This window comes from Lysobacter solisilvae (assembly GCF_016613535.2).
In the GTDB taxonomy this organism is placed as follows: domain Bacteria; phylum Pseudomonadota; class Gammaproteobacteria; order Xanthomonadales; family Xanthomonadaceae; genus Agrilutibacter; species Agrilutibacter solisilvae.
The window spans coordinates 1,110,311-1,130,534 of the sequence record NZ_CP071518.1 but is presented as its reverse complement, the minus strand read 5'-3'; the positions used below and the strand labels follow the sequence as shown (position 1 = coordinate 1,130,534).

The following is a 20,224-nucleotide window of genomic DNA, read 5'->3' as shown; positions in this document are numbered from 1 at the left end:
CCGCGTGGCGGCCCGGGTGGCCTTCCGTATCGCCGATTGCAACGGCCGCAGCGGCAGGCACACCGGTTGCAAAAAGTATGACCGATGCCCGGTTCAGACTGTTGACCACCCGACCTGCGTAGCGTATCTGGCGGCCGTCGCATGGGCCGCGACGGGTAGAATCCTCGCTCGCCCCGTGGCCCCCGCGCCACGCCGCTCCGCACTGTCGATCCGCCCCGTGAACATCCTCCTGCCCCTCGTCGAACCGCAGCCGCGCGCCCAGCGCCGCGAGCACGAACGGCACAAGCTGGCCAAGCGCCTGCGCCACCAGGTGGGTCGCGCGATCGCCGATTTCGGCATGATCGAGGACGGCGACAAGGTGATGGTCTGCCTGTCCGGCGGCAAGGACAGCTACACCATGCTGGACATCCTGCGGCAGCTGCAGCTCAAGGCGCCGGTGAAGTTCGAGCTCGTCGCGGTGAACCTCGACCAGAAGCAGCCCGACTTCCCCGCGCATGTGCTGCCGCAGTACCTGGAATCACTCGGGGTCGATTTCACGATCATCGAGCAGGACACCTATTCCGTGGTCAAGCGCGTCGTGCCCGAGGGCAAGACGATGTGCTCGCTGTGCTCGCGCCTGCGTCGTGGCGCGCTGTACGCGCACGCGGCCGCGCATGGCTTCACCAAGATCGCCCTGGGCCACCACCGCGACGATCTGGTATCGACGTTTTTCCTGAATCTGTTCTTCCACGCCAAGATGGGCGGCATGGCGCCCAAGCTGCTCAGCGACGACGGGCAGCACGTGGTGATCCGGCCGCTGGCCTATGTCCGCGAGGAAGACATCGCGGCGTACGCACAGGCCCGGCAGTTCCCGATCATTCCGTGCAACCTGTGCGGCTCGCAGGAAAACCTGCAGCGCAAGCAGATCAGGCGCATGATGGAGGCCTGGGAGAAGGAATCGCCCGGCCGGATCGAGACCATCGCCCGCGCGCTGGGCGACGTCCGGCCCGCGCAGCTGAGCGATCCGGCGCTGTTCGATTTCCCTGCCCTGGGACGCCGTGGCCAAACGCCGTTGCCCGACGCGCATGCGTGGCTGGCCGGCGAACCGCACGCGTCCGGCGACGATGATCCCGACGGGCGCGGCCTTGACGGGCACGATCCTGCCGGGTGCGCGCCCCCCTGATGCTGGCCTGACGTCATTCCCGCGAAGGCGGGATCTGTATCGGACCCCGTGCGCTCCACCGCCGTGACAACGGCGACCACCCATTCCCGCTCCCGCGGGCATGAGGGTCTCCTCACCCAACTCGAGTCCCGCCCCCCATGTTCTTCCGCAACCTCACGCTCTTCCGCTTTCCCACCGCCACCAAGCTCGATGACCTGGACACCGGCCTCACCGAGTGCCAACTCAAGCCCGTCGGTCCGTTGGAGCTGTCCTCGCGCGGGTTCATTTCGCCCTTTGGCCGCGACAGCGACCTGCTGGCGGCGCGCCAGCGCGACGCGATCTGGCTGACCGTCGGCGGCGAGGACCGGCTGCTGCCGGGCAGCGTGGTCAACGAGATGCTGGCGCGCAAGCTGGAGGAAATCGAGGCCAAGGAGGGTCGAAAGCCCGGCGGCCGCACGCGCAAGCGGATCAAGGACGAGCTGATCACCGACCTGCTGCCGCGCGCCTTCATCAAGCCCAGCCGCACCGATGCGCTGCTGGACCTGGAGCACGGCATCGTCGTGATCGACACCTCCAGCCGCAAGAACGGCGAGAACGTGGTGAGCGAGGTGCGCCGCGCGCTGGGCAGCTTTCCCGCGCTGCCGCTGAATGCCGAGGTCGCGCCGCGCAGCGTGCTGACCGGATGGGTGGCGGGGGAGCCGCTGCCCGAGGGGCTTTCGCTGGGCGACGAATGCGAACTGCGCGATCCGGTCGACCAGGGCGCCGTGGTGAAGTGCCAGCGGCAGGAACTGCAGGGCGACGAGATCGGCAAGCACCTGGAATCGGGCAAGCAGGTCACGCGCCTGGCGCTGACGCTGGACGACCACGTCTCTTTCGTCCTCGGTGAGGACCTGGTGGTGCGCAAATTCAAGCTGCTCGACGGCGCGGTGGATTCGCTGGAGTCGACCGAGCGCGACGACCTGCGCGCCGAGCTCGACGCGCGCTTCGCGCTGATGAGTGGCGAGGTCAAGCGCCTGTTCTGCGTGCTGGAGAAGGCGTTGAAGCTGTCCCGCGTGGAGGCCTGAGGCCTGACGCGCCCCGCCCTGGAGCGCAGGCTGCCGACTCGGTGCCGGCCGCCTGCCGAAGCGGCGCCGCGCCACGGTCACTGGCGCAGGCATCCGGCCGTCGGCGGCCGGCGCGCCAACGTCGCGCGGCACTCGATTCACTTGCCGCGTTCAGGAAATTCCTTCGCGCGCATCGTTATGCTTGAACCATGACGAGCGCGCGTGCATGAATCCCCTCCGCTTCCTGGCAGGGTCACCGCGCGCGCCGGTGCGCACGGTGGCGCGCGACAGCATCAGTCTCACCCTGGACAACGGCCAGACCGTCGAAGTGCTGCGCGTGCGCGATCCGCGCGCGCGCCGGATGAAGCTGTCGGTGAGCGAGCGCGGCGCACGCCTGACCCTGCCGCTGCGCGTGAGCGAGCGTGCCGGCGAGCGCTTCGTGCAGGAACACGGGGACTGGCTGATGGCGCAGTTGGCCAGCAATGGCAGCCCGCTGCCGGCCTTGCAACCGCACGTCACCGCCGCCGTGCCCCTGCGCGGCGCCCAAATGCCGCTGGTGTGGGGCGAAGGCCGCGCGCTGCACGTGACCATGCGCGATGACGCCATCCACGTCGTCGTTCCGCCCGCGGTTGGCCCCTCCGCTTTGCGGCGCGCGGTCCGCGATTTCCTGGAAGCGCAGGCGCGCGCCGACGTCGGTCGCTGGATGCCGCGCTACCTTCCCACGCTGCCGCGCGCGCCCTCGCGGCTGCGCCTGCGGGTCATGTCGTCGCAATGGGGCTCGCTGTCGCCCGACGGCAGCCTCTGCCTCGACCTGGCACTGGTGCTGGCCGAACCGGCGGCCTTCGAATACGTGCTGGTCCACGAACTCTGCCATCTGGTCCACGCCGACCATTCCCGCCGCTTCTGGCGCGAGGTGGAGGCGCGATGCCCCGACTGGCGCCTGCAGCGCGACTATTTCCGGCAGGAAGGACGCCGCCTGAAAGCGACGCTGCATGGCCTGATCGGCCAAGGCGCGCTGACCCTCGGCCCACGGTGCCGCGCGGTCAGGGCTTCACGACATTGCCGTCGTTCGAGCAGCCCTGGATCCCGGTGGCGAAGCCGCTGACGACGTTCTCCAGGGCGACGCCCTGGGAATTGGCGCAGGCCAGGCCCACGCTGCCCGCCGTGGCGGCGCCCACGACGTCGTTGGCGCGCAGCACCAGGCGGCCGCTGCCCGTGTTGCTGATGCCGAAGGCCGCCCCGGGACCCCGCCGCCACCAGTCCGCGGATGCGGTTACCGGCGATCGTGCCGCCGGTGTTGGCGCTGGTGCGGATGCCGTAGGCGATGCCATTGCCGCTGCCCCCGCCCGCCGGGAGCACGCCGCTGATCGTGTTGGCGATGACGTCGACGTTCGCGCTGGTGAAGATGGCTGTCGCGGCGGAACCATCGAACGTGGAGCCGCCGGTGTCGGTCAGCAGGTTGCGCTGCACGACCGAACCTTCGCCCTCCACGTGCAGCCCGGTGCCGGTGATGCCGTTGAAGCGGTTGTCGTGGACGACATGGCCGCCGCCGGCGCCGGTGAATTCCACTCCGCGCAGGAAACCGCGCAGGTTGCAGCGGCGCACCACCGCGTTCTGCCGTGCCACGGCCCGGATCCCGGCGGTCTGCGTGGCCGTGCCGGCGCCCAGCCCGCCGATCTTGAAGTCGTTGCAGTCGATCGTGACGTTGTTGGTGGCAATCAGGATCGCCGCGCCCGAGCTCACGGCGGTGGACAGGTCCTGGCGCAGGCACCAGACGCCCTGGGTGTTGATCGACACGGGCAGGCTGTCGATGAAACCGGTGCAGTTGTCGTAGCTCTCCGCGGCCTGGGCGGAAGTGACCGCCAGTGCGAGGACCGGGGCAAGCAGCGCGAGGGCACGAAGTCTCATGGCGGCACCAGGAAGCAGCGCGTCGCAGCCGCGCCGGAGCCCCCAGCATATCGATCCGACGGCGGGAAGGAATGGCCTAGCCGTTCAGGAAGTCACCGATTGCGGCGGCCACCGCTGCCGGATCCTCCATGTGCAGGTGGTGCGAGCCCGGCAGGACCACCACTTCGCCGCGCCGCAGCAGGGCGGCGCGAGAGCGGCGCAAAGCCTCGGGGAAATACGGGGGCGGTGGATCGGCGTAGATCACCCGGGTCGGGCACTCGATGTGCGCCAGCAGGTCGCTGACCTGGTCTTCGATCATCCGCACGGCGGTGGTGATCGTCAGGCGCGGATCGGTGCTCCAGCTGAAACCGGCCGGGCCGCCATCTTCATTCACGGGTACCAGCCCGCGCTCCACCAGCAGGCGCGCCACCGGTTCGCTCAGGCCGTTGGCCTGCATGCGCGCGCGGGCCGCGGTGGCGATGTCGGGAAACACCCGCAGGCGCTTGCCCACCAGGGCGCGGCGCGCGGCGACGGATTCGCGCAGGCGCGCGGCGGTGTGATCGGCGGTGTCCGACAGCGCACCCAGCGCCTCGATGGCCAGGAAACGCGATACCCGTTCGGGCGCCGCGGCACTGAGGATGCTGCCGATCGCCGCGCCCATCGAGTGCGCGAGCAGGGCGAAGCGATCCCAGCCGAGCAGGTCGGCCACGTCGAGCACGGCATGCACGGTGCCGGCCAGCGAGTAATCGGCGCCCAACGGCAGGTGCGCGCTGGCGCCGTGGCCGGGCAGATCCAGGGCCACCAGCTCCATGTCGGGCAGGTGCGCGGCCAGCGGTACGAAGCTGGCCGCGTTGTCGAGCCAACCGTGCAGTGCCAGCACGCGCGGCGCGCCCGCGGTGCCGCCGCGCAGGCCGGTGAGTCGGCCGAAAGCGGTGTCGAGGGCGAATTCGCGCAGGATCACGCGATCGCCTGCAGTTCGCGCCGCGCGATCGCAGCGAGCGCACGGGCATGGTCCGCGCTGTCGTTCAGACAGGCGATGTAACGCAGGTCGCCGCCACGGACGCGGAAATCGCCGGCCAGTTCCTTCGCCACTTCTTCCAGCGTCTCCAGGCAATCGACCGCGAAACCGGGCGCCACCACGTCCACGCGGCGCACGCCGCGCCGGGCCAGGTCGTCCAATGTCCCCGCGGTGGACGGCTCCAGCCATTTCTCGCGTCCGAACCGCGACTGGTAGGTCAGCGACCACGCCTCGTCGGCCAGCCCCAGTCGGGCGGCAACCGCGCGCGCGCTGGCCTGGCACTGCTGCGGATAGGGATCGCCCGCATCGGCCAGGCGCTGCGGCAGGCCATGGAAGGAGAACAGCATGTGCGCGGGATTGCCGTGCTGCGCGCGGTGCGCACGGATCGAGGCGGCGACCGCCTCGACCCAGTCCGCATCCTGCGCGTACTGCTCGATGGTGCGGACCTGCGGTGCGGGCTCGGCGGAATCGGCGGCCCATTGCGCGGTGACCTGGGCCACGACGTCCTGGACCGAGGCGGTGGTGGTGGTCGAGTACTGCGGATACAGCGGCAGGACCACGATCCGGTCCAGGTGCTGCGCGCGCAGCTCATGCAGCACGCGCGCGAGCGCCGGTTCGCCGTAGCGCATCGCGTCGGCGACGCGCAGCTCGGGGCATTGCGCCTGCACGGCCCGTGCAAGTCGGCGGGTGAACACGGCCAGCGGCGACCCGTCGGGCATCCACACGTCGGCGTACTTGCGGGCGACCCGCGTGCAGCGCAGTGGCAGGATCACCAGGTTCAGCAACGGCCACCACAGCAGGCGTGGCAGGTCGACCACCCGGCGGTCGGACAAGAATTCGCGCAGATAGCGGCGTACGGCCGGCGCGGTCGGCGCCTGCGGCGTGCCCAGGTTGACCAGGACGATGGCGCAGGAGGGCTTCGCGGGCGCGGGGCCTGCCAACGGGGTGGGCTGCGTCATGCGCATAGGATGACAGCCGCGCGCGGCGTGGTCATCCGCGTTGGGGGTTTGCAGTGATAAACAGTCCTCGGCCTGGAGTGGATCGGGCGGGGGCGGGGGCGGCATTGGCATCGCGCTGGTGTTTTTCTCTGCCTGGCCGGCTGCGTTATTCGAGGTGAAAGCGCGCTGCGGCGTGGGGTTCCTCTGCCGCGGGGGCGGCATTGGGAATTGCGCTGGTGTTTTTCTCTGCCTGGCCCGGCCGCGGGGGCGGCATTGGGCATCGCGCTGGTGTTTTTCTCTGCCTGGCCCGGCCGCGGGGGCGGCATTGGGCATAACGCTGGTGTTTTTCTCTGCCAGGCCCGGCCGCGGGGGCGGCATTGGGCATCGCGCTGGTGTTTTTCTCTGCCTGGCCCGGCCGCGCGTTCATGACGGTTCAGTGCTTAGCCACTACGCTCACCGCAGCCCCCGCTGCCGGAGATCGTCCATGTCGCGCCTGCCCGTCCTGTTGCTCCTGTTGGCCTCGCTCGGCCTGTCCAATGCACGGGCGGCCGCACCCGACCAGAACGAGCGCGCGCTCAACGCGGTGCGCGTACTGGAGCAGGTGCAGGCCATTCCCGAGTCGGCCATTCCCGACAAGCTGTTCGACGAAGCGCGCGCGATCGTGGTGGTGCCGGACTCGCTCAAGGTCGGCCTCGTGCTCGGCGGTCGGCGCGGCCACGGCCTGGTGTCGGTGAAGAGCCCCGATGGCAGCTGGTCCAGCCCCAGTTTCGTCAAGCTGACCGGTGGCAGCATCGGCCTGCAGGCGGGCGTGCAGTCGTCCGACATCGTGCTGGTCTTCCGTGGCGAGCGCGGGCTCGATTCCATCGTCAATGGCAAGCTCACCTTGGGCGCGGATGCCGGGGTGGCCGCCGGCCCGGTGGGTCGCAATGCCGCCACCGCCACCGATGGCCAGCTCAAGGCCGAGATCTGGTCGTGGTCGCGCGCGCGCGGCCTGTTCGCCGGGATCGCGCTGGACGGCGCCGTGCTGTCGATCGATGACGCTTCCAACCAGCTGGCCTACGGCGCGGGCACGACGCCGCGGATGATCTTTGAAGGTCGCGCGGCGCAGCCGCCCGGCGAGGCTGTCATCCGCTTCCGCGATGCGCTCGAGGAGGCCACCGCGCTGGCCCACGACCGCCGCGGCGGCACGCGCACCACCCGTGCGTCCACGCTGGCTCCCGCCGCAGCGCCCGTCGCCACCGCAGCGGCCTCGTCGCAGGCGCAGCCCCTGGGCGCGGCGTCCAGCGACCCGGTGCCGGCCCCGTTCCAGGACATTCCGGCCGACGACGCCACCCGCGTCGAGCCGCTTCCGCCCGAGCCGGCCCCGGCCACCACTCCGCGCTGAGGCCCAAGGTCGCGCCGGTCGTCGCCGGATGACCGGGCGTGCAACCCGGCGGATGGCGGGTCGCGAGCGCCGTCTGCCAACCCGCGCACGCCGGTAGTCACATCGGCTGGAGTATCCTGACGCCCCAATCCACAGGGCATCCCCATGGGCGGTTTTAGTATTTGGCACTGGCTGATCGTGCTCGTGATCGTGGTGCTCGTGTTCGGCACCAAGCGCCTGGGCAACATCGGCAAGGACGTGGGCGAGGCCGTGAAAGGCTTCAAGAAGGGCATGCAGGACGACGACAAGGACGCGCCGCGCGGCCAGCTCCCTGACGAGACCCGACGCGAGGACGCGCAGCGGCGCGACGAGCGGTCCGTCGACAACGATCGCACTCCGCGCTGATCGCGCGGGGGCGCCGGGACAGATACCGGCCTGCGCCGGATGACAAAGGCGCCGCCGCGCCCTGCGCATCTCCAGCCTCCGGCATTCAGCGTCCCTGGAATCCCGCAGCCGCAGGCCCGAAGGCCCCCTCCGCGTCCCTGACGACCGCATGTTCGACATCGGCTTCTCAGAACTGTTCATGATCGCCCTCGTGGCCCTGGTCGTGCTGGGCCCCGAGCGACTGCCGAAGGCCGCGCGGTTCGCGGGGCTGTGGGTACGCCGCGCCCGCGCGCAGTGGTATTCGGTGAAGTCGGAGCTGGAGAACGAGCTCGCCGACGAGGAACTGCGGCGCAGCCTCCGGCAGGCACGCACCGACCTGGAAGACGCGCGCGACAGCCTGGTGCAGGACGGCGCGCGGATCGAGCGCGAAGTGGCGCAGGCGCGCGACGAATTGCAGCGGTCGATCGGCGTGACGGCGCCATCGGGAGCCAGCGGGGCCGAGGAACTGCACGAGACCACCGTACCCGGCGAAGATTTGCCGGCGCCGGCCGAAGGGCACGAAGGCGCACCGCCCCAGCGCGCCAGCGAGCGTTCTCCCGATGCATGACACCGTGCCCGACACCGCCGAACCGCGCCTCATCGACCACCTGATCGAGTTGCGCGCACGCCTGCTGCGCGGCGTGGCCGGACTGCTGCTGGTGTTTCTCGCCCTGATGCCGTTCGCCGCCAAGCTCTATGCCCTGCTGGCGCAGCCGCTGCTCGACAAGCTTCCGGTCACCGGCCAGCTGGTGGCGAATGATCCCGCCGGCGGATTCTTCGTGCCGGTCAAGCTGGCGTTCTTCTGCGCGCTGGTGATCAGTGCGCCCTGGCTGCTGTACCAGGCCTGGGCCTTCGTCGCGCCCGGGCTGTACCAGCGCGAGAAGCGCCTGGCGATACCGCTGCTGGTGTCGGCGGTGACGCTGTTCTACGCCGGCTGCGCGTTCGCATTCTTCCTGGTGCTGCCCGCGGTGTTCGGCTTCCTCGCCCGGTTCACGCCGGACGTGGTCGCGATGATGCCGGACATCGGCAAGTACCTGGATTTCGTGCTGGTGATCTTCCTGGCCTTCGGCGCCAGTTTCGAGCTGCCCGTGGCACTGGTCGTGCTGGTCCTGCTGGGCTGGGTGACGCCCCGGCAGCTGCGCGAATCGCGCGGTTACGCCGTGGTGGGCATATTCATCGTCGCGGCGATCATCACCCCGCCGGACGTGGTGTCCCAGCTGATGCTGGCCATCCCGATGTGCATCCTCTACGAAGCCGGGATCCTGGCGGCCAGCTGGGTCACGCCCCGTCCCGACGCGGGCTGAGCCGCGCCGGCCGGCGGGCTCAGGCCTCCAGGTGGTGCGGTTCCAGCTGGTCGGGCGGCGAGGGTCCGGCGACGGGCGCGGGGCCGGCGACATCGCGCCAGATCTGGTACATCACGCTGAGCACCACCGCGTACAGCACGGTCAGGAAGGCCACGTAGAGCGGCAGGATCGCCGCCAGCCCAAGGGTCGGATGCAGCAGGCCGGCCACGCCGCCGACCACCAGCAGCACCAGGAACATGCCCACGGCGACCACGGCCATCGCGCCCACGCCGAGCACGGCCATCACCAGCAGCGGCGCCAGGTTCCTGGCCGTGCCCGCGAAACCGTCCACGGTCGCCTCGCGCACGCCGCGACCCCCGATGGCGACTTGGCCGAGCCCGATCGCGAAGGCGCAGCCGAACAGCAGCAGCCACAGGCTGCCCAGGCCCACCAATCCGGCGGTACCCGACGGTGCGTCCGGAAGCTGCGGCGGCGTCCCGCCGGCAGCGACGCCCGCCTGCTGGGCCTGCTGGATCTTCTCGGCCGCGTCCAGGTACCACTCCATCACGCCCTGTCCAAACAGGGTGACCAGCACGTAGCCGACCAGCAGGTGCACCAGCAGCATCAGCAGGGCGAACCTCACGCACGCCCCCCACGCGGCGCCGGAGCGGAACAACTGGAAGATGTCGCGGGCGTGGGCCGGCTGGCCATGCTCGCCGGCGTCGATCATGCGCAGGTAGCCGCCCATCAGCGGCACCAGCGTCGCCAGCCAGAGCAGCGTCATCAGGGCGCCGATGGCGATGGTGACGTCCTCGCCAGGCTTGAACGCCGCCATCAACACCAGCTGGAGCACGGTCGGCATCAGCCAGACGGCCATCAGGACCGCGGCGCCGGCGAACAGCGCGCGGGAATTGTGGCGGCCGACATTGATCGCGCGGCGCAGCCAGTGGAAGCCGGCCGTCGGACCGTGGGCGCGGGTGCTCATGGACATTTCTCTGGGGGAAAGAAAACGGGGAACGCGGCGCGGCTCAGCGCCGCAGCCCGCGCGCATGGCGCACGAACCGCTGCAGCACGCGCCGCGCATGCGGTGTCGCGCTGACGCTGCGGGCCAGCTGCTTGTGGCAACGGCCTTCGCGGGTAAGCGCGTCTTCGCGGGCGCGCACGTAGCCACGCATGTGCGTGGCGCTGAATTCGGGGTGGAACTGCACACCCCAGGCCCGGTCGCCCCAGCGGAACGCGTGGCAGGCGTCGTGCACGGAACGCGCCAGGACCGTGGCGCCCGGCGGCGCGCGCAGCACCGTCTGCAGGTGCGTGGCCTGGGCGGGGAATGTCGGCGGCAGGCCGGCGAACAGCGGATCCTCGCTCGCCTGCGGGTGCAGCTCCAGGGTCACCGTGCCCATCTCCCGGCCGTCCGGGTGGTAGCCGACTTCGCCACCCAGTGCATCGGCGATGAGCTGGTGCCCGTAGCAGATTCCCAGCAGCGGCAGGCCCTCGTGCGCGGCCTCGCGCAGCCATGCCCCGCTTGCCTCGCTCCAGTCCGCGCGGTCGGTGACCATGGCGCCCGAGCCGGTGACGATCGCCCCGGCGAAGCCTTCCCGCGTCGGCAGCGCATCGCCGCCCTGCACGTTGACCACCAGTGCGCCGTCGCGCGGCAGGCCTGCGGCGACGCGGATCCAGTGCGGAAAACCCCGGTGACGGCGCATGGATGCGACCGGCTGACCGGTTTCGATGATGAGGAAGGGTGAAGTCACGGCGATGGACCAGGCGGCGGGCAACAGCGGAACGGCAGGCGGCCGGCCAGGCGACGGGCGCGCGGCACCCCGCGCACCGCGGAAAAAGCCCGCAAAACCCGGCTCCTGCGAGCCTCGCCGCTATACTACCGCGCTTTGCCACGCGGCCTTCCCGTACCCATGTCACAAGCTCCGCTCATCCCGAGCTCGTCCAAGGACGCGCCCTCCCGCCCGATCACCTTCCAGCAGCTGATCCAGCGCCTGAACACGTATTGGGCCGACCAGGGCTGCGTGCTGATCCAGCCCCTGGACCTGGAAGTGGGCGCAGGCACGTTCCATCCCGCCACCTTCCTGCGCGCGCTGGGTCCGGAAGGCTGGAACGCCGCCTACGTGCAGCCCTGCCGCCGGCCCACCGACGGCCGCTACGGCGAGAACCCCAACCGCCTGCAGCGTTATTACCAGTATCAGGTCGTGATGAAGCCCAGCCCCGACAACATCGTCGAGCTGTACTTCGACTCGCTCAAGGCACTGGGAGTGGACCCGCTGGTGCACGACCTGCGCCTGGTCGAGGACAACTGGGAATCGCCGACGCTCGGCGCCTGGGGCCTGGGCTGGGAGGTCTGGCTCAACGGCATGGAAGTCACCCAGTTCACCTACTTCCAGCAGGCCGGTGGCCTGGAGTGCAAGCCGGTACTGGGCGAGATCACCTATGGCCTGGAACGCCTGTGCATGTACCTGCAGAGCTGCGACAACGTCTACGACCTGGTCTGGACCTACGGCCCCGATGGCCGCCCGGTGACCTACGGCGAGGTCTACCACCAGAACGAGGTCGAGCAGAGCACCTACAACTTCGAGCACGCCGACGTGGCCGAACTGTTCCACCGGTTCGACGCCTGCGAGGCCGAGGCCGCGCGCCTGATCGAACTGGGCCTCCCGCTGCCCGCCTATGACCAGGTCTGCAAGGCCAGCCACAGCTTCAACCTGCTCGACGCGCGCCGGGCGATCTCGGTCACCGAGCGCCAGCGCTACATCCTGCGCGTGCGCAAGATCGCCCAGGGCGTGGCGCAGGCCTACTACGCGCAGCGCGAGAAGCTGGGCTTTCCGCTGCTGGCCGCGCGCCAGACGGAGGCCGCATGATGAACATGCAGCCGCTGCTGATCGAACTGGGCACCGAGGAATTGCCGGTCAAGGCGCTGTCGGGCCTGGCACAGGCCTTCTTCGACGGCGTGCTGGCGGGACTGGACAAGCGCGGCATCGCGGTCGAACGCGATGGCGCCCGCCCGCTGTACACGCCTCGGCGCCTGGGCGTGCTGCTGCCGCGCGTGGCGACGATGCAGCCGGAGCAGTCGAGTGAAGTGCTCGGGCCCTACGTCAACATCGCACTGGACGCGAACGGCGAGCCGACCCGGGCCCTGCAGGGTTTCGCGCAAAAGGCCGGCGTGGAATGGACGGCGCTGGAGAAGACCACCGATGGCAAGGGCGAGCGCTTCGTCCACCGCGCGGTGAAGCCGGGCGCCGGCACTGCCTCGCTGCTGGGCGAGGTGCTGGCCGAGGCCGTGGCCGCGATGCCCATTCCCAAGCCGATGCGCTGGGGCGCGCGCGAGTACGGGTTCGCCCGACCGGTGCACTGGCTGGTCGTGCTGCTGGGCAAGGATGTCGTCGACGTGCAGCTGCTGGGCGTCAAGGCCGACCGCATGAGCCGCGGCCATCGCTTCATGCACGACAAACCGGTGTGGATCCAGGACGCCGACGCCTACATCGACGCGCTGCGCGCGGCGTGCGTGCTGGTCGATCCGGACGAGCGCCGGACGCGGATCACCGCCGAAGTGGAGACCGCCGTGGCCGGCAACGGCCGCGCCCACATCGACGCGGGTGTGCTGGAAGAGGTCAACGGTCTCACCGAATGGCCGCGGGCGATCGCGTGCAGCTTCGAACCGCAGTTCCTGGCGGTCCCGCAGGAGGCGTTGATCGCCACCATGCAGGACAACCAGAAGTTCTTCCCGGTGCTGTCCGCCGAAGGCCGGCTCACCGAGCGTTTCGTCGGCATCGCCAACATCGAGTCGAAGGATCCCGCCGAAGTCCGCAAGGGCTACGAGCGCGTGATCCGCCCGCGCTTCGCCGACGCCAAGTTCTTCTTCGTCGAGGACATGAAGCAGGGCCTGGCCGCGATGGGCGCGGGCCTGGCCAGCGTGACTTACCAGGCCAGGCTCGGCACCGTCGCTGACAAGGTCGCGCGCGTGGCCAAGCTGGCGCAGGCGATCGCGCCGCAGGCAGGCGTGGATCCCGCCCTGGCCCACCAGGCCGCGATGCTGGGCAAGAACGACCTGCAGTCGCGACTGGTCAACGAGTTCCCCGAGTTGCAGGGTATCGCCGGCCGCTATTACGCGATGGCCGACGACGCGCTGCAGGGTCTGGCGTACGACGCGCGCACCGGGGTGGCCGCCGCCATCGACGAGGCGTACATGCCTCGTTTCGCCGGCGACGCGATCGCTCCCTCCGCGCTGGGTCGCGTGCTGGCCATCGCCGAGCGGCTGGACACCCTGGCCGGCGGGTTTGCCGCGGGCCTGAAGCCGACCGGCAACAAGGATGCGTTCGCGCTGCGCCGCAACGCGCTGGGCCTGGCGCGCACGATCGTGGAGAGCGGGCTGGACTTGGACCTGGACGCACTGCTGGCGCAGGCGCGCGACGGCGTGGGTGAAGTGAAGAACGACAAGGGCGTGGGCGCGGCCGCCGATGTCGGCGAACTGCGCGAGTTTGTCCTCGACCGGCTGCGCGGCTATTACGCGGACGTCCCGCCGCAGCAGTTCACCGCGGTGGCCGAGCTGCGGCCGGCGTCGCTGCTCGACTTCGACCATCGCCTCAAGGCGATCGGCGAGTTCGCCAAGCTGCCCGAGGCGCCCGCGCTGGCCGCCGCCAACAAGCGCATCCGCAACATCCTGCGCAAGGTCGAGGGCGCGCTGCCCACCGCGATCGACCCGGCCCGCTTCAGTGAGGACGCCGAGCGTGCGCTGGGCCAGGCCGTGGACGCCGCCGTCGCCGACACCGATCCGCTGCTCGCCCGCCGCGACTACGTGGCCGTGCTGGCGCGCCTGGCCGCGCTGCGGCCGCAGGTCGATGCGTTCTTTGATGGCGTGATGGTCAACGTGGACGATGCGGCCGTGCGCGACAACCGCCTGGCCCTGCTCAAGCGGCTCAGCGACCGCCTGGGTAGCGTGGCGGCGATCGAGCATCTGTCACTGTAGGCCGGTTGCGCCGGCGGTGGCCGGGACGCGTCCCGGCCGCTATCCCGCGCCGCAGGTCTGCACGAAGGCCGCCGGCGTGGACGACATGCCCGGGTCGTCCTGGGCAGCGCGATGGTCACGCCCGGCTACACCCTCCCCCCGCATGCGGGGCAGGTGGCAGGTGCGCCGAAATCCCTGCCGACGACGCGGCCCCATCGTCGCTCGATGTCGGGTTTCCTAATCCCGGGTTAACGCCACGCCGGTATCCTCCCCCGATGCCCGCATTCCCCCTGCGCCTGTCCGCCGCCGCCCTGTTGCTTTCGATGGCCGGCGCGGCGCACGCGGCGAAGGTCGAACGCGTGGACATCCGCGGCCTCGACGAGACGATGACGACCAACGTGCAGGTCTCGCTGTCGATCGTCGATGCGATCGGCAAGGAGCTCTCGGGCCGCCGCATGGCCTACCTGCTGCGCGAGGCCGAGAACGAGACGCGCGAGGCGCTGGAGCCCTTCGGGTACTACTCCCCCCGCATCACCATCGAGCGCACCCGCGACGGCGTCACCACGGTGGTCAATGCCGCCACGCCCGCCGCCGCGCCGGGAACACCCACGCCGGCACCACTGGCGCCGCTGGCACCGGAAGACCCGACGCAGGCCACGGAGCGGCGCGCCAACACCTCGCCGGTCCTGGTGACGATCACCGTCGACCTCGGCACGCCGGTGACGGTGCGGCAGTCGGACCTGGCCATCGACGGCGAAGGCGGCGAGGACAAGTACCTGCTCCAGGACCTGGAGGATTTCGTCCCGCGCGAGGGCGAGGTGTTCGACCATGAGCTCTACGAGGCGAGCAAGGCCCGCATCACTCGCCGGCTGGCCGAGCGCGGCTACTTCGACGCCGACTTCGCCGCCCGCCGCGTCGAGGTGACACGCGCCGACAACGCCGCCGACATCCACCTGGCCTGGACCAGTGGCGAGCGTTACGACATGGGCCCGACCACGTTCGTGCAGAACCCGCGCATCCTGCGCGAAAGCCTGCTGACGCGGCAGGTGTACTGGGAAGAAGGCAGCTATTACCACCAGGGCAAGCTAGACCGCCTGCGCGATTCGCTCGCCCGGCTGGATTATTTCGCCGGCATCGACATCGAACCGCATCCCGACGAGGCCCAGGACGGACGCGTGCCGGTCACCGTCACCCTGACCCCGGCCAAGCGCACCATCTACACCGCCGGCCTGAGTTACGGGACCGACAGCGGCGCCGGCGTGCGGCTGGGCATGGAGCGGCGCTACCTCAACGACCGCGGCCACAAGGCGCTGGCCCAGCTGGACTGGGCACAGCGGCGCAAGACTTTCACCATGCAGTACCGCATCCCGGCCTTCGCCTGGGCCGACGGCTGGTACACCGCCACCGCGCAGTTCGCCGACGAGCAGACCGACTACATCGACACGCGCCGCATCGAGCTGATCGCCAGCCGGAGCGGCGAGATCAACGACCAGTGGACGGTGGTGGCCTCCGTGCATGGCCTGCGCGAGCGCTGGGCCTACGAAGCCGAGGAGGACGACGATCCGGCCACGCCCACGCAGTACCAGTACGGCACCTTCCTGTATCCCTCGCTGCGCGCCGAGTACGTCGACGCCGACGATCGCCTGTACCCGCGCGACGCGCTGGGCGGCACCGCGATGTTGCGCGGCGGCGTGGAGGGCGCCGGTTCGGACGTCAGCTTCGCCCAGGTGCACGTCACCGCGCGCTGGTACCGCGGCCTGGGAGACAAGAGCCGCCTGATCACCCGCGGCGAGGTCGGCCACACGTTCGTCGACGACGAGATCGCCACGATGCCGCCCAGCCTGCGCTTCCACGCCGGCGGCGATCGCAGCATCCGCGGCTACGCATGGCGCGAAGTGGGCCCGCGCATCGGCGAGGAGGGCGACGAGTTCCCGGTCGGTGCGCGCAACGTGGTCACCGGCAGCGTCGAGTACGAGCAGTATTTCGGCAAGGGCGAATGGGGCGCGGCCGCATTCGTCGACGGTGGCAGCGCGTTTGACGACGCCGTGGACTGGCGCACCGGCGTGGGCGTGGGCCTGCGATGGCGTTCGCCGGTAGGCCCGCTGCGCCTGGACATCGCGCACGGCCTGGACGATCCGGACTCGGCATTCCAGATCTACCTCAACATCGGCGCCGACCTGTGAGCGCCCGCACACCGTCGATGGAAGCGTACTGACCATGCCCACCGTGCCGTCCACGCCCGCCGACGTCCACGAAGCCCGCATCGCGCAGCTGCGCGCCCGCCGCCGCGCGCGCATGCGCTGGCTCGCCGTGCGCAGCGGCATCGGTCTGGCGGCGGTGCTGGTACTGGGCTCGGTGTTCCTGTACTGGCTGCTCACCAGCATTGGCGGCCGCGAACTGCTGCTGTCGCAGATCCAGCAGCGGCTGCCGGCCACCGCACGGCTCACCTGGACGCGCGCCGAAGGTCCGGCGTCGGGCCCCCTGGTGCTGCATGGCGTGCGATTCACATACGAAATGACGGACAAGGACGGCCGTCGTGACCCGGCGCATCCGCGCCTGCTGGTGTTCTCCGCACGGCGCGTGATGCTGGATCCAGCATTGCGGCCGCTGCTGGGACGGCGCCTGCGACTGGATGGGCTGGAAGTGGCCGGCGCGACGCTGGAGGTGCCTGAAAGCGACGAGCCGTTCGAACTGCCCCGGTGGCCCGAATCGCTGCCCGACATCCGGCCGCCGCTGGCCCTGCAGGCCGATGACGTGCGCGTCGATGGCCTGCGCATCACCTCGGAGCGGGTGCCGGTGATCAACATCACCACGCTGCGCGGCGGCATCGACGCGCAGGCCGGCCTGCTCCACGTCGAACACCTGGGCGCGGTCACCGACCGCGGCGTGTTCGCGCTGCATGGCGACTACGCGCCGCGCGACGACTTCCGCATGGATCTGGTCGCGACCGCGGTACTGCCGGCGCCTGCGGGCCACACGCAGCCGCGGCTGGGCCTGGTCGCGCGCGGCGACCTGGCGTCCCTGCGCGTGGCCCTGGGCGGACGCGTGCCGGCCCCGCTGCGCGCGGACATCGCACTGGCCGGCGGCGAGCGACCGCGCTGGACCTTGAACGCCGACACGTCGGCGCTCGACCTCGACCTGCTCTTGCGCGGCAAACCCGGCCCGACGCCGTGGTCGGGCCGGGTACGCGCGCAAGGCGTGGGCGGCGTGGCGTCGCTGCAGGGCGAAGTCGCACGGGGCGACCTGGTGGTGTCCGTGCTGCCCTCGAAGCTGCGGCTTGAAAACCAGGTGCTCGAAGCCCGGCCGCTGGCGCTGCGCCTGCTCGGCGGCACCCTCACCGCACGCGGCCGCGCCGACTTCACGCCGGCCGACAAGCGCGCGGCCTTCGCCGATCCGGACCAGGCCACGATGCACTTTGCGGTCAATGCGCGCGGGCTGACTTGGGGCGGCGCCGCCACCACGCCGTCCTCGCCGTCGCAGGCGGCCACCGGCACACCCCAGGTGACGGCGGACGCCGATCTGGGCGTAGCGGGCACCGTGCGGGCCTGGGCGGCGATCGGTCGCGCGACGATCACCCGCGATACCGAGCAGGCCAGGCTCACCCTCGACGGCCGCGGCGACCTCGAGCACATGGACCTGCGCGACCTGCACGTGGCGATGCCGGCCGGCACGCTCGACGGCCGCGGCGAGATACGCTGGGCACCCGCGCTGGGCTGGGATCTCACCGCCACGCTGGCCGGCTTCGACCCGGGTTATTTCGCGCCCGACTGGAACGGCGCGCTGCGCGGCACGCTGGCCTCGCAGGGCCGCACGCGTGCCGATGGTGGACTGGACCTGGCCGTCGACGCGCCGCGCATCGACGGCCAGCTGCGCGGCCGGCCGCTGCAGGCCCGGGCCAGGCTGCGCATGCTCGGCGCGCCTGCCGCGAAGGCGCAGGCGGTGGCGCGCTACGAGGGCGACGTCGCGATGACCCTGGGGGCCAGCCACGTCGAGGCCAAGGGCACGATCGCAGACACCCTCGACATCGACGCGCGCTTCCTGCCGCTGCAACTGGGCGACCTGCTTCCGCAGGGCGCGGGCACGCTGCGCGGTCAACTCAAGCTCAGCGGCGCGCGCACCGCGCCGGACATCGACGCCGACCTGGATGGCAGCGGCCTGCGCTATGGCGCATGGCGCGCCGAAACGCTGCACGCCCAGGGCCGTCTGCCCTGGCGTCAGGGCGATGGCGCGCTGCGCGTGGCCGCGACCGGCCTGGACCTTGGCACGCCGGTGGACACGCTGGACGTGCAGGCTCGCGGCGCCGTCGAGGATCTGCGGTTGGAAGCCACCGCGCGCGGCGACATCGGCACGCTGGCGCTGGCCGGCGATGCGCACCGCCGCGGCGCCACCTGGGAAGGCACGCTCGCGTCGCTGCGCCTGCAACCCGCACGCGGCGCAACCTGGCAGCTGCAGCAGGCCAGCCGGTTCCGTTGGGACGGCCGCAATGGCGCGCTTTCCCAGGCCTGTCTGGCCTCGGACGGCGGCGGGACGCTGTGCGCGAACGCCGACTGGCCGCGCCGCGGGCTGGACGTGCGTGGTCAGGGCCTGCCGCTGACGCTGCTGCTGCCCTATCTGCCGGAACGCAACGATAGCCGCCCGTGGCTGCTGCGCGGGCAGGTCGACGTCGAAGGCCAGCTGCGGCCGGCCGGGAACGCGTGGCGTGGCCAGGCGCGCCTGACCAGCGCCGGCGGCGGCATCCGCAACAGCGAGCGTTCGCGCAGCGAGTTCGTCCGCTACGGCAACCTGGAACTCACGGCGACATTCGACCCGCAGCGCCTGAGCGCGCAGCTGTCGTCCACGCTCAACGACGACGGTCGCATCGACGCGCGCATCAGCACCGGCTGGGATGCCTACGCGCCGCTGTCCGGCGAAATCGCACTGAATACCGACGAAATCACCTGGCTGGAGTTGTTCTCGCCGGACATCGTCGAGCCGCGCGGGAAACTTTCCGGCGACATCCGCCTCGGCGGCACGCGCGCCCAGCCCATGCTGGGGGGCAACGCCCACCTGAGCGAGTTCACCACCGAGCTTCCGGCGCTGGCCATCACCGTCCAACAGGGGGACCTGCGGATGGTCGCCCAGCCCGACGGCAGCGCCCGCATCACCGGCAGCCTGCGCTCGGGCGAGGGCACGCTGGCGGTCGATGGCTCACTGGGCTGGCGCGGCACCGACACACCGCTGGTGCTCGCGCTGCGCGGCCAGGACGTCCTGGTGTCCGACACGCGCGACCTGCACGCGGTCGCCAATCCCGACGTGCAGTTGCGCTACACCGCCGGCCAGCCGTTCCAGATCACCGGCACCGTCACCGTGCCCGAGGCGCGCATCGACCTGGAGCGCCTGGACGAAGGCGTCTCGACCTCGCCGGACGTGGTGGTGCTCGACCCGGCCGATCCCGAGTACACGGCGAGCACGCCGCTGGACATGGACCTCACCCTCGCCCTGGGCGACGCGGTGGCGCTGTCCGGCTTCGGCCTTGACGGCATGCTGAGCGGCCGCCTGCGCGTGCGTGCGCGGCCCGGACGCGAGATGACCGCAGCCGGGCAGCTCGACGTGGAGGGCCGCTATCGCGCCTACGGCCAGAAGCTGGAGATCACCCGCGGCGAACTGGTCTGGTCCAACGGCCCGGTCGCCGATCCCATCCTCAACATCCGTGCCGAACGCGAGGTCGGCGATGTCACCGCCGGCGTCGACGTGCGCGGCCGTGCGTCGGCGCCGCAGGCGCGCGTGTGGTCGAATCCGGAAAGTTCGCAGTCCGAAGCGCTGGCCCTGCTGGCCCTGGGCCGACCGCTGTCGAGCATCAGCGGCGACGAGAGCCGCCAGCTCAATGCGGCCAGCGCCGCGCTGTCGGCCGGCGGCAGCCTGCTCGCCTCACAGCTGGGGGCCCGCATCGGACTGGACGAGGCCGGCGTCATGGAAAGCCGCGCGCTGGGCGGCAGCGTGCTGGGCATCGGCAAGTTCCTCTCGCCGCGCCTGTACGTGGGCTACGGGGTGTCACTGCTGGGCACCGGCCAGGTGCTGACGCTGAAGTACCTGCTGCGCAAGGGTTTCGACATCGAGATCGAGTCGAGCACGGTGGAGAACCGGGCGTCGGTGAACTGGCGCAAGGAGAAGTAGCAGGCCTGCAGGAGTGGGGACGGA

The 20,224-nt window shown here is 70.9% G+C and carries 14 protein-coding genes and 3 pseudogenes; 12 read left to right on the top strand and 5 right to left on the bottom strand.

All coding sequences use genetic code 11. The features are described 5' to 3' along the window. Positions 1-217: 217 nt before the first annotated feature. The 3 genes and pseudogenes from ttcA to I8J32_RS04980 form a co-directional block, all read left to right on the top strand. On the top strand, positions 218-1,162 hold the full coding sequence (gene ttcA / locus I8J32_RS04990; protein WP_407060988.1) for a tRNA 2-thiocytidine(32) synthetase TtcA: 945 nt from the start codon (positions 218-220) through the stop codon (positions 1,160-1,162). 137 nt (positions 1,163-1,299) lie between these two features. After that, a complete protein-coding gene (locus tag I8J32_RS04985; RefSeq protein WP_200614717.1) occupies positions 1,300-2,205 on the top strand; it encodes a recombination-associated protein RdgC in 906 nt (301 codons plus the stop codon). A gap of 205 nt (positions 2,206-2,410) precedes the next feature. Next, positions 2,411-3,196 (top strand): annotated as a pseudogene (locus I8J32_RS04980) (M48 family metallopeptidase); the annotation flags it as partial. Here the strand turns inward: I8J32_RS04980 and I8J32_RS17545 are convergent. From I8J32_RS17545 to hemH, 3 genes are all read right to left on the bottom strand, one after another. After that, positions 3,136-4,092, bottom strand: a complete 957-nt coding sequence (locus I8J32_RS17545) for a right-handed parallel beta-helix repeat-containing protein (RefSeq protein ID WP_245156421.1) — start codon at positions 4,090-4,092, stop codon at positions 3,136-3,138. The pseudogene I8J32_RS04980 and the gene I8J32_RS17545 overlap by 61 nt on opposite strands. Positions 4,093-4,168: 76 nt before the next feature. After that, a complete protein-coding gene (locus I8J32_RS04975) occupies positions 4,169-5,026 on the bottom strand; it encodes an alpha/beta fold hydrolase (protein WP_200615101.1) in 858 nt (285 codons plus the stop codon). Positions 5,027-5,028: 2 nt separating this feature from the next. Next, positions 5,029-6,048: a ferrochelatase gene (gene hemH, locus I8J32_RS04970; RefSeq protein ID WP_200614724.1), complete on the bottom strand. Its 1,020-nt coding sequence runs from the start codon at positions 6,046-6,048 to the stop codon at positions 5,029-5,031. 463 nt (positions 6,049-6,511) lie between these two features. Between hemH and I8J32_RS04965 the strand changes: the two genes are divergently transcribed. The 4 genes from I8J32_RS04965 (at position 6,512) to tatC (ending at position 9,117) form a co-directional block, all read left to right on the top strand. Then, complete coding sequence (locus I8J32_RS04965) at positions 6,512-7,411, top strand: lipid-binding SYLF domain-containing protein (protein WP_200614726.1); 900 nt, start codon at positions 6,512-6,514, stop codon at positions 7,409-7,411. A 144-nt stretch (positions 7,412-7,555) separates the two neighbouring features. Then, positions 7,556-7,795: a Sec-independent protein translocase subunit TatA gene (tatA, locus tag I8J32_RS04960; RefSeq protein WP_200614727.1), complete on the top strand. Its 240-nt coding sequence runs from the start codon at positions 7,556-7,558 to the stop codon at positions 7,793-7,795. 148 nt (positions 7,796-7,943) lie between these two features. Further along, on the top strand, positions 7,944-8,381 hold the full coding sequence (gene tatB, locus I8J32_RS04955) for a Sec-independent protein translocase protein TatB (RefSeq protein ID WP_200614729.1): 438 nt from the start codon (positions 7,944-7,946) through the stop codon (positions 8,379-8,381). Further along, positions 8,374-9,117 carry a twin-arginine translocase subunit TatC gene (gene tatC, locus I8J32_RS04950; protein ID WP_200614731.1) on the top strand — a complete coding sequence of 248 codons (744 nt, stop codon included), beginning with the start codon at positions 8,374-8,376 and terminating at the stop codon, positions 9,115-9,117. Before tatB ends, tatC begins: the two co-directional genes overlap by 8 nt. Positions 9,118-9,136: 19 nt before the next feature. Here the strand turns inward: tatC and I8J32_RS04945 are convergent, their stop codons facing one another. After that, positions 9,137-10,081, bottom strand: coding sequence for a hypothetical protein (locus I8J32_RS04945; protein ID WP_200614732.1), 945 nt, complete (start codon positions 10,079-10,081; stop codon positions 9,137-9,139). Positions 10,082-10,124: 43 nt separating this feature from the next. Beyond that, positions 10,125-10,799, bottom strand: coding sequence for a glutamine amidotransferase (locus I8J32_RS04940; RefSeq protein ID WP_245156485.1), 675 nt, complete (start codon positions 10,797-10,799; stop codon positions 10,125-10,127). Positions 10,800-11,006: 207 nt separating this feature from the next. Between I8J32_RS04940 and glyQ the strand changes: the two genes are divergently transcribed. The 5 genes and pseudogenes from glyQ to I8J32_RS04920 all read left to right on the top strand — a co-directional run bounded on the left by glyQ (position 11,007) and on the right by I8J32_RS04920 (position 20,200). After that, positions 11,007-11,963 (top strand): glycine--tRNA ligase subunit alpha, encoded by a 957-nt coding sequence (gene glyQ / locus I8J32_RS04935; protein ID WP_200614734.1) that lies wholly within the window; start codon positions 11,007-11,009, stop codon positions 11,961-11,963. Further along, positions 11,960-14,068 (top strand): glycine--tRNA ligase subunit beta, encoded by a 2,109-nt coding sequence (glyS, locus tag I8J32_RS04930; RefSeq protein WP_200614735.1) that lies wholly within the window; start codon positions 11,960-11,962, stop codon positions 14,066-14,068. Before glyQ ends, glyS begins: the two co-directional genes overlap by 4 nt. 254 nt (positions 14,069-14,322) lie before the next feature. Continuing rightward, positions 14,323-14,604, top strand: a pseudogene (locus I8J32_RS18040) (POTRA domain-containing protein); the annotation flags it as partial. A 120-nt stretch (positions 14,605-14,724) separates the two neighbouring features. After that, a pseudogene (locus I8J32_RS04925) lies at positions 14,725-16,230 on the top strand (autotransporter assembly complex protein TamA); the annotation flags it as partial. 28 nt (positions 16,231-16,258) lie between these two features. Continuing rightward, entirely contained in the window at positions 16,259-20,200 is a 3,942-nt protein-coding gene (locus tag I8J32_RS04920; RefSeq protein WP_407061011.1) for a translocation/assembly module TamB domain-containing protein, read from the top strand. The last annotated feature ends 24 nt before the right edge of the window (positions 20,201-20,224 follow it).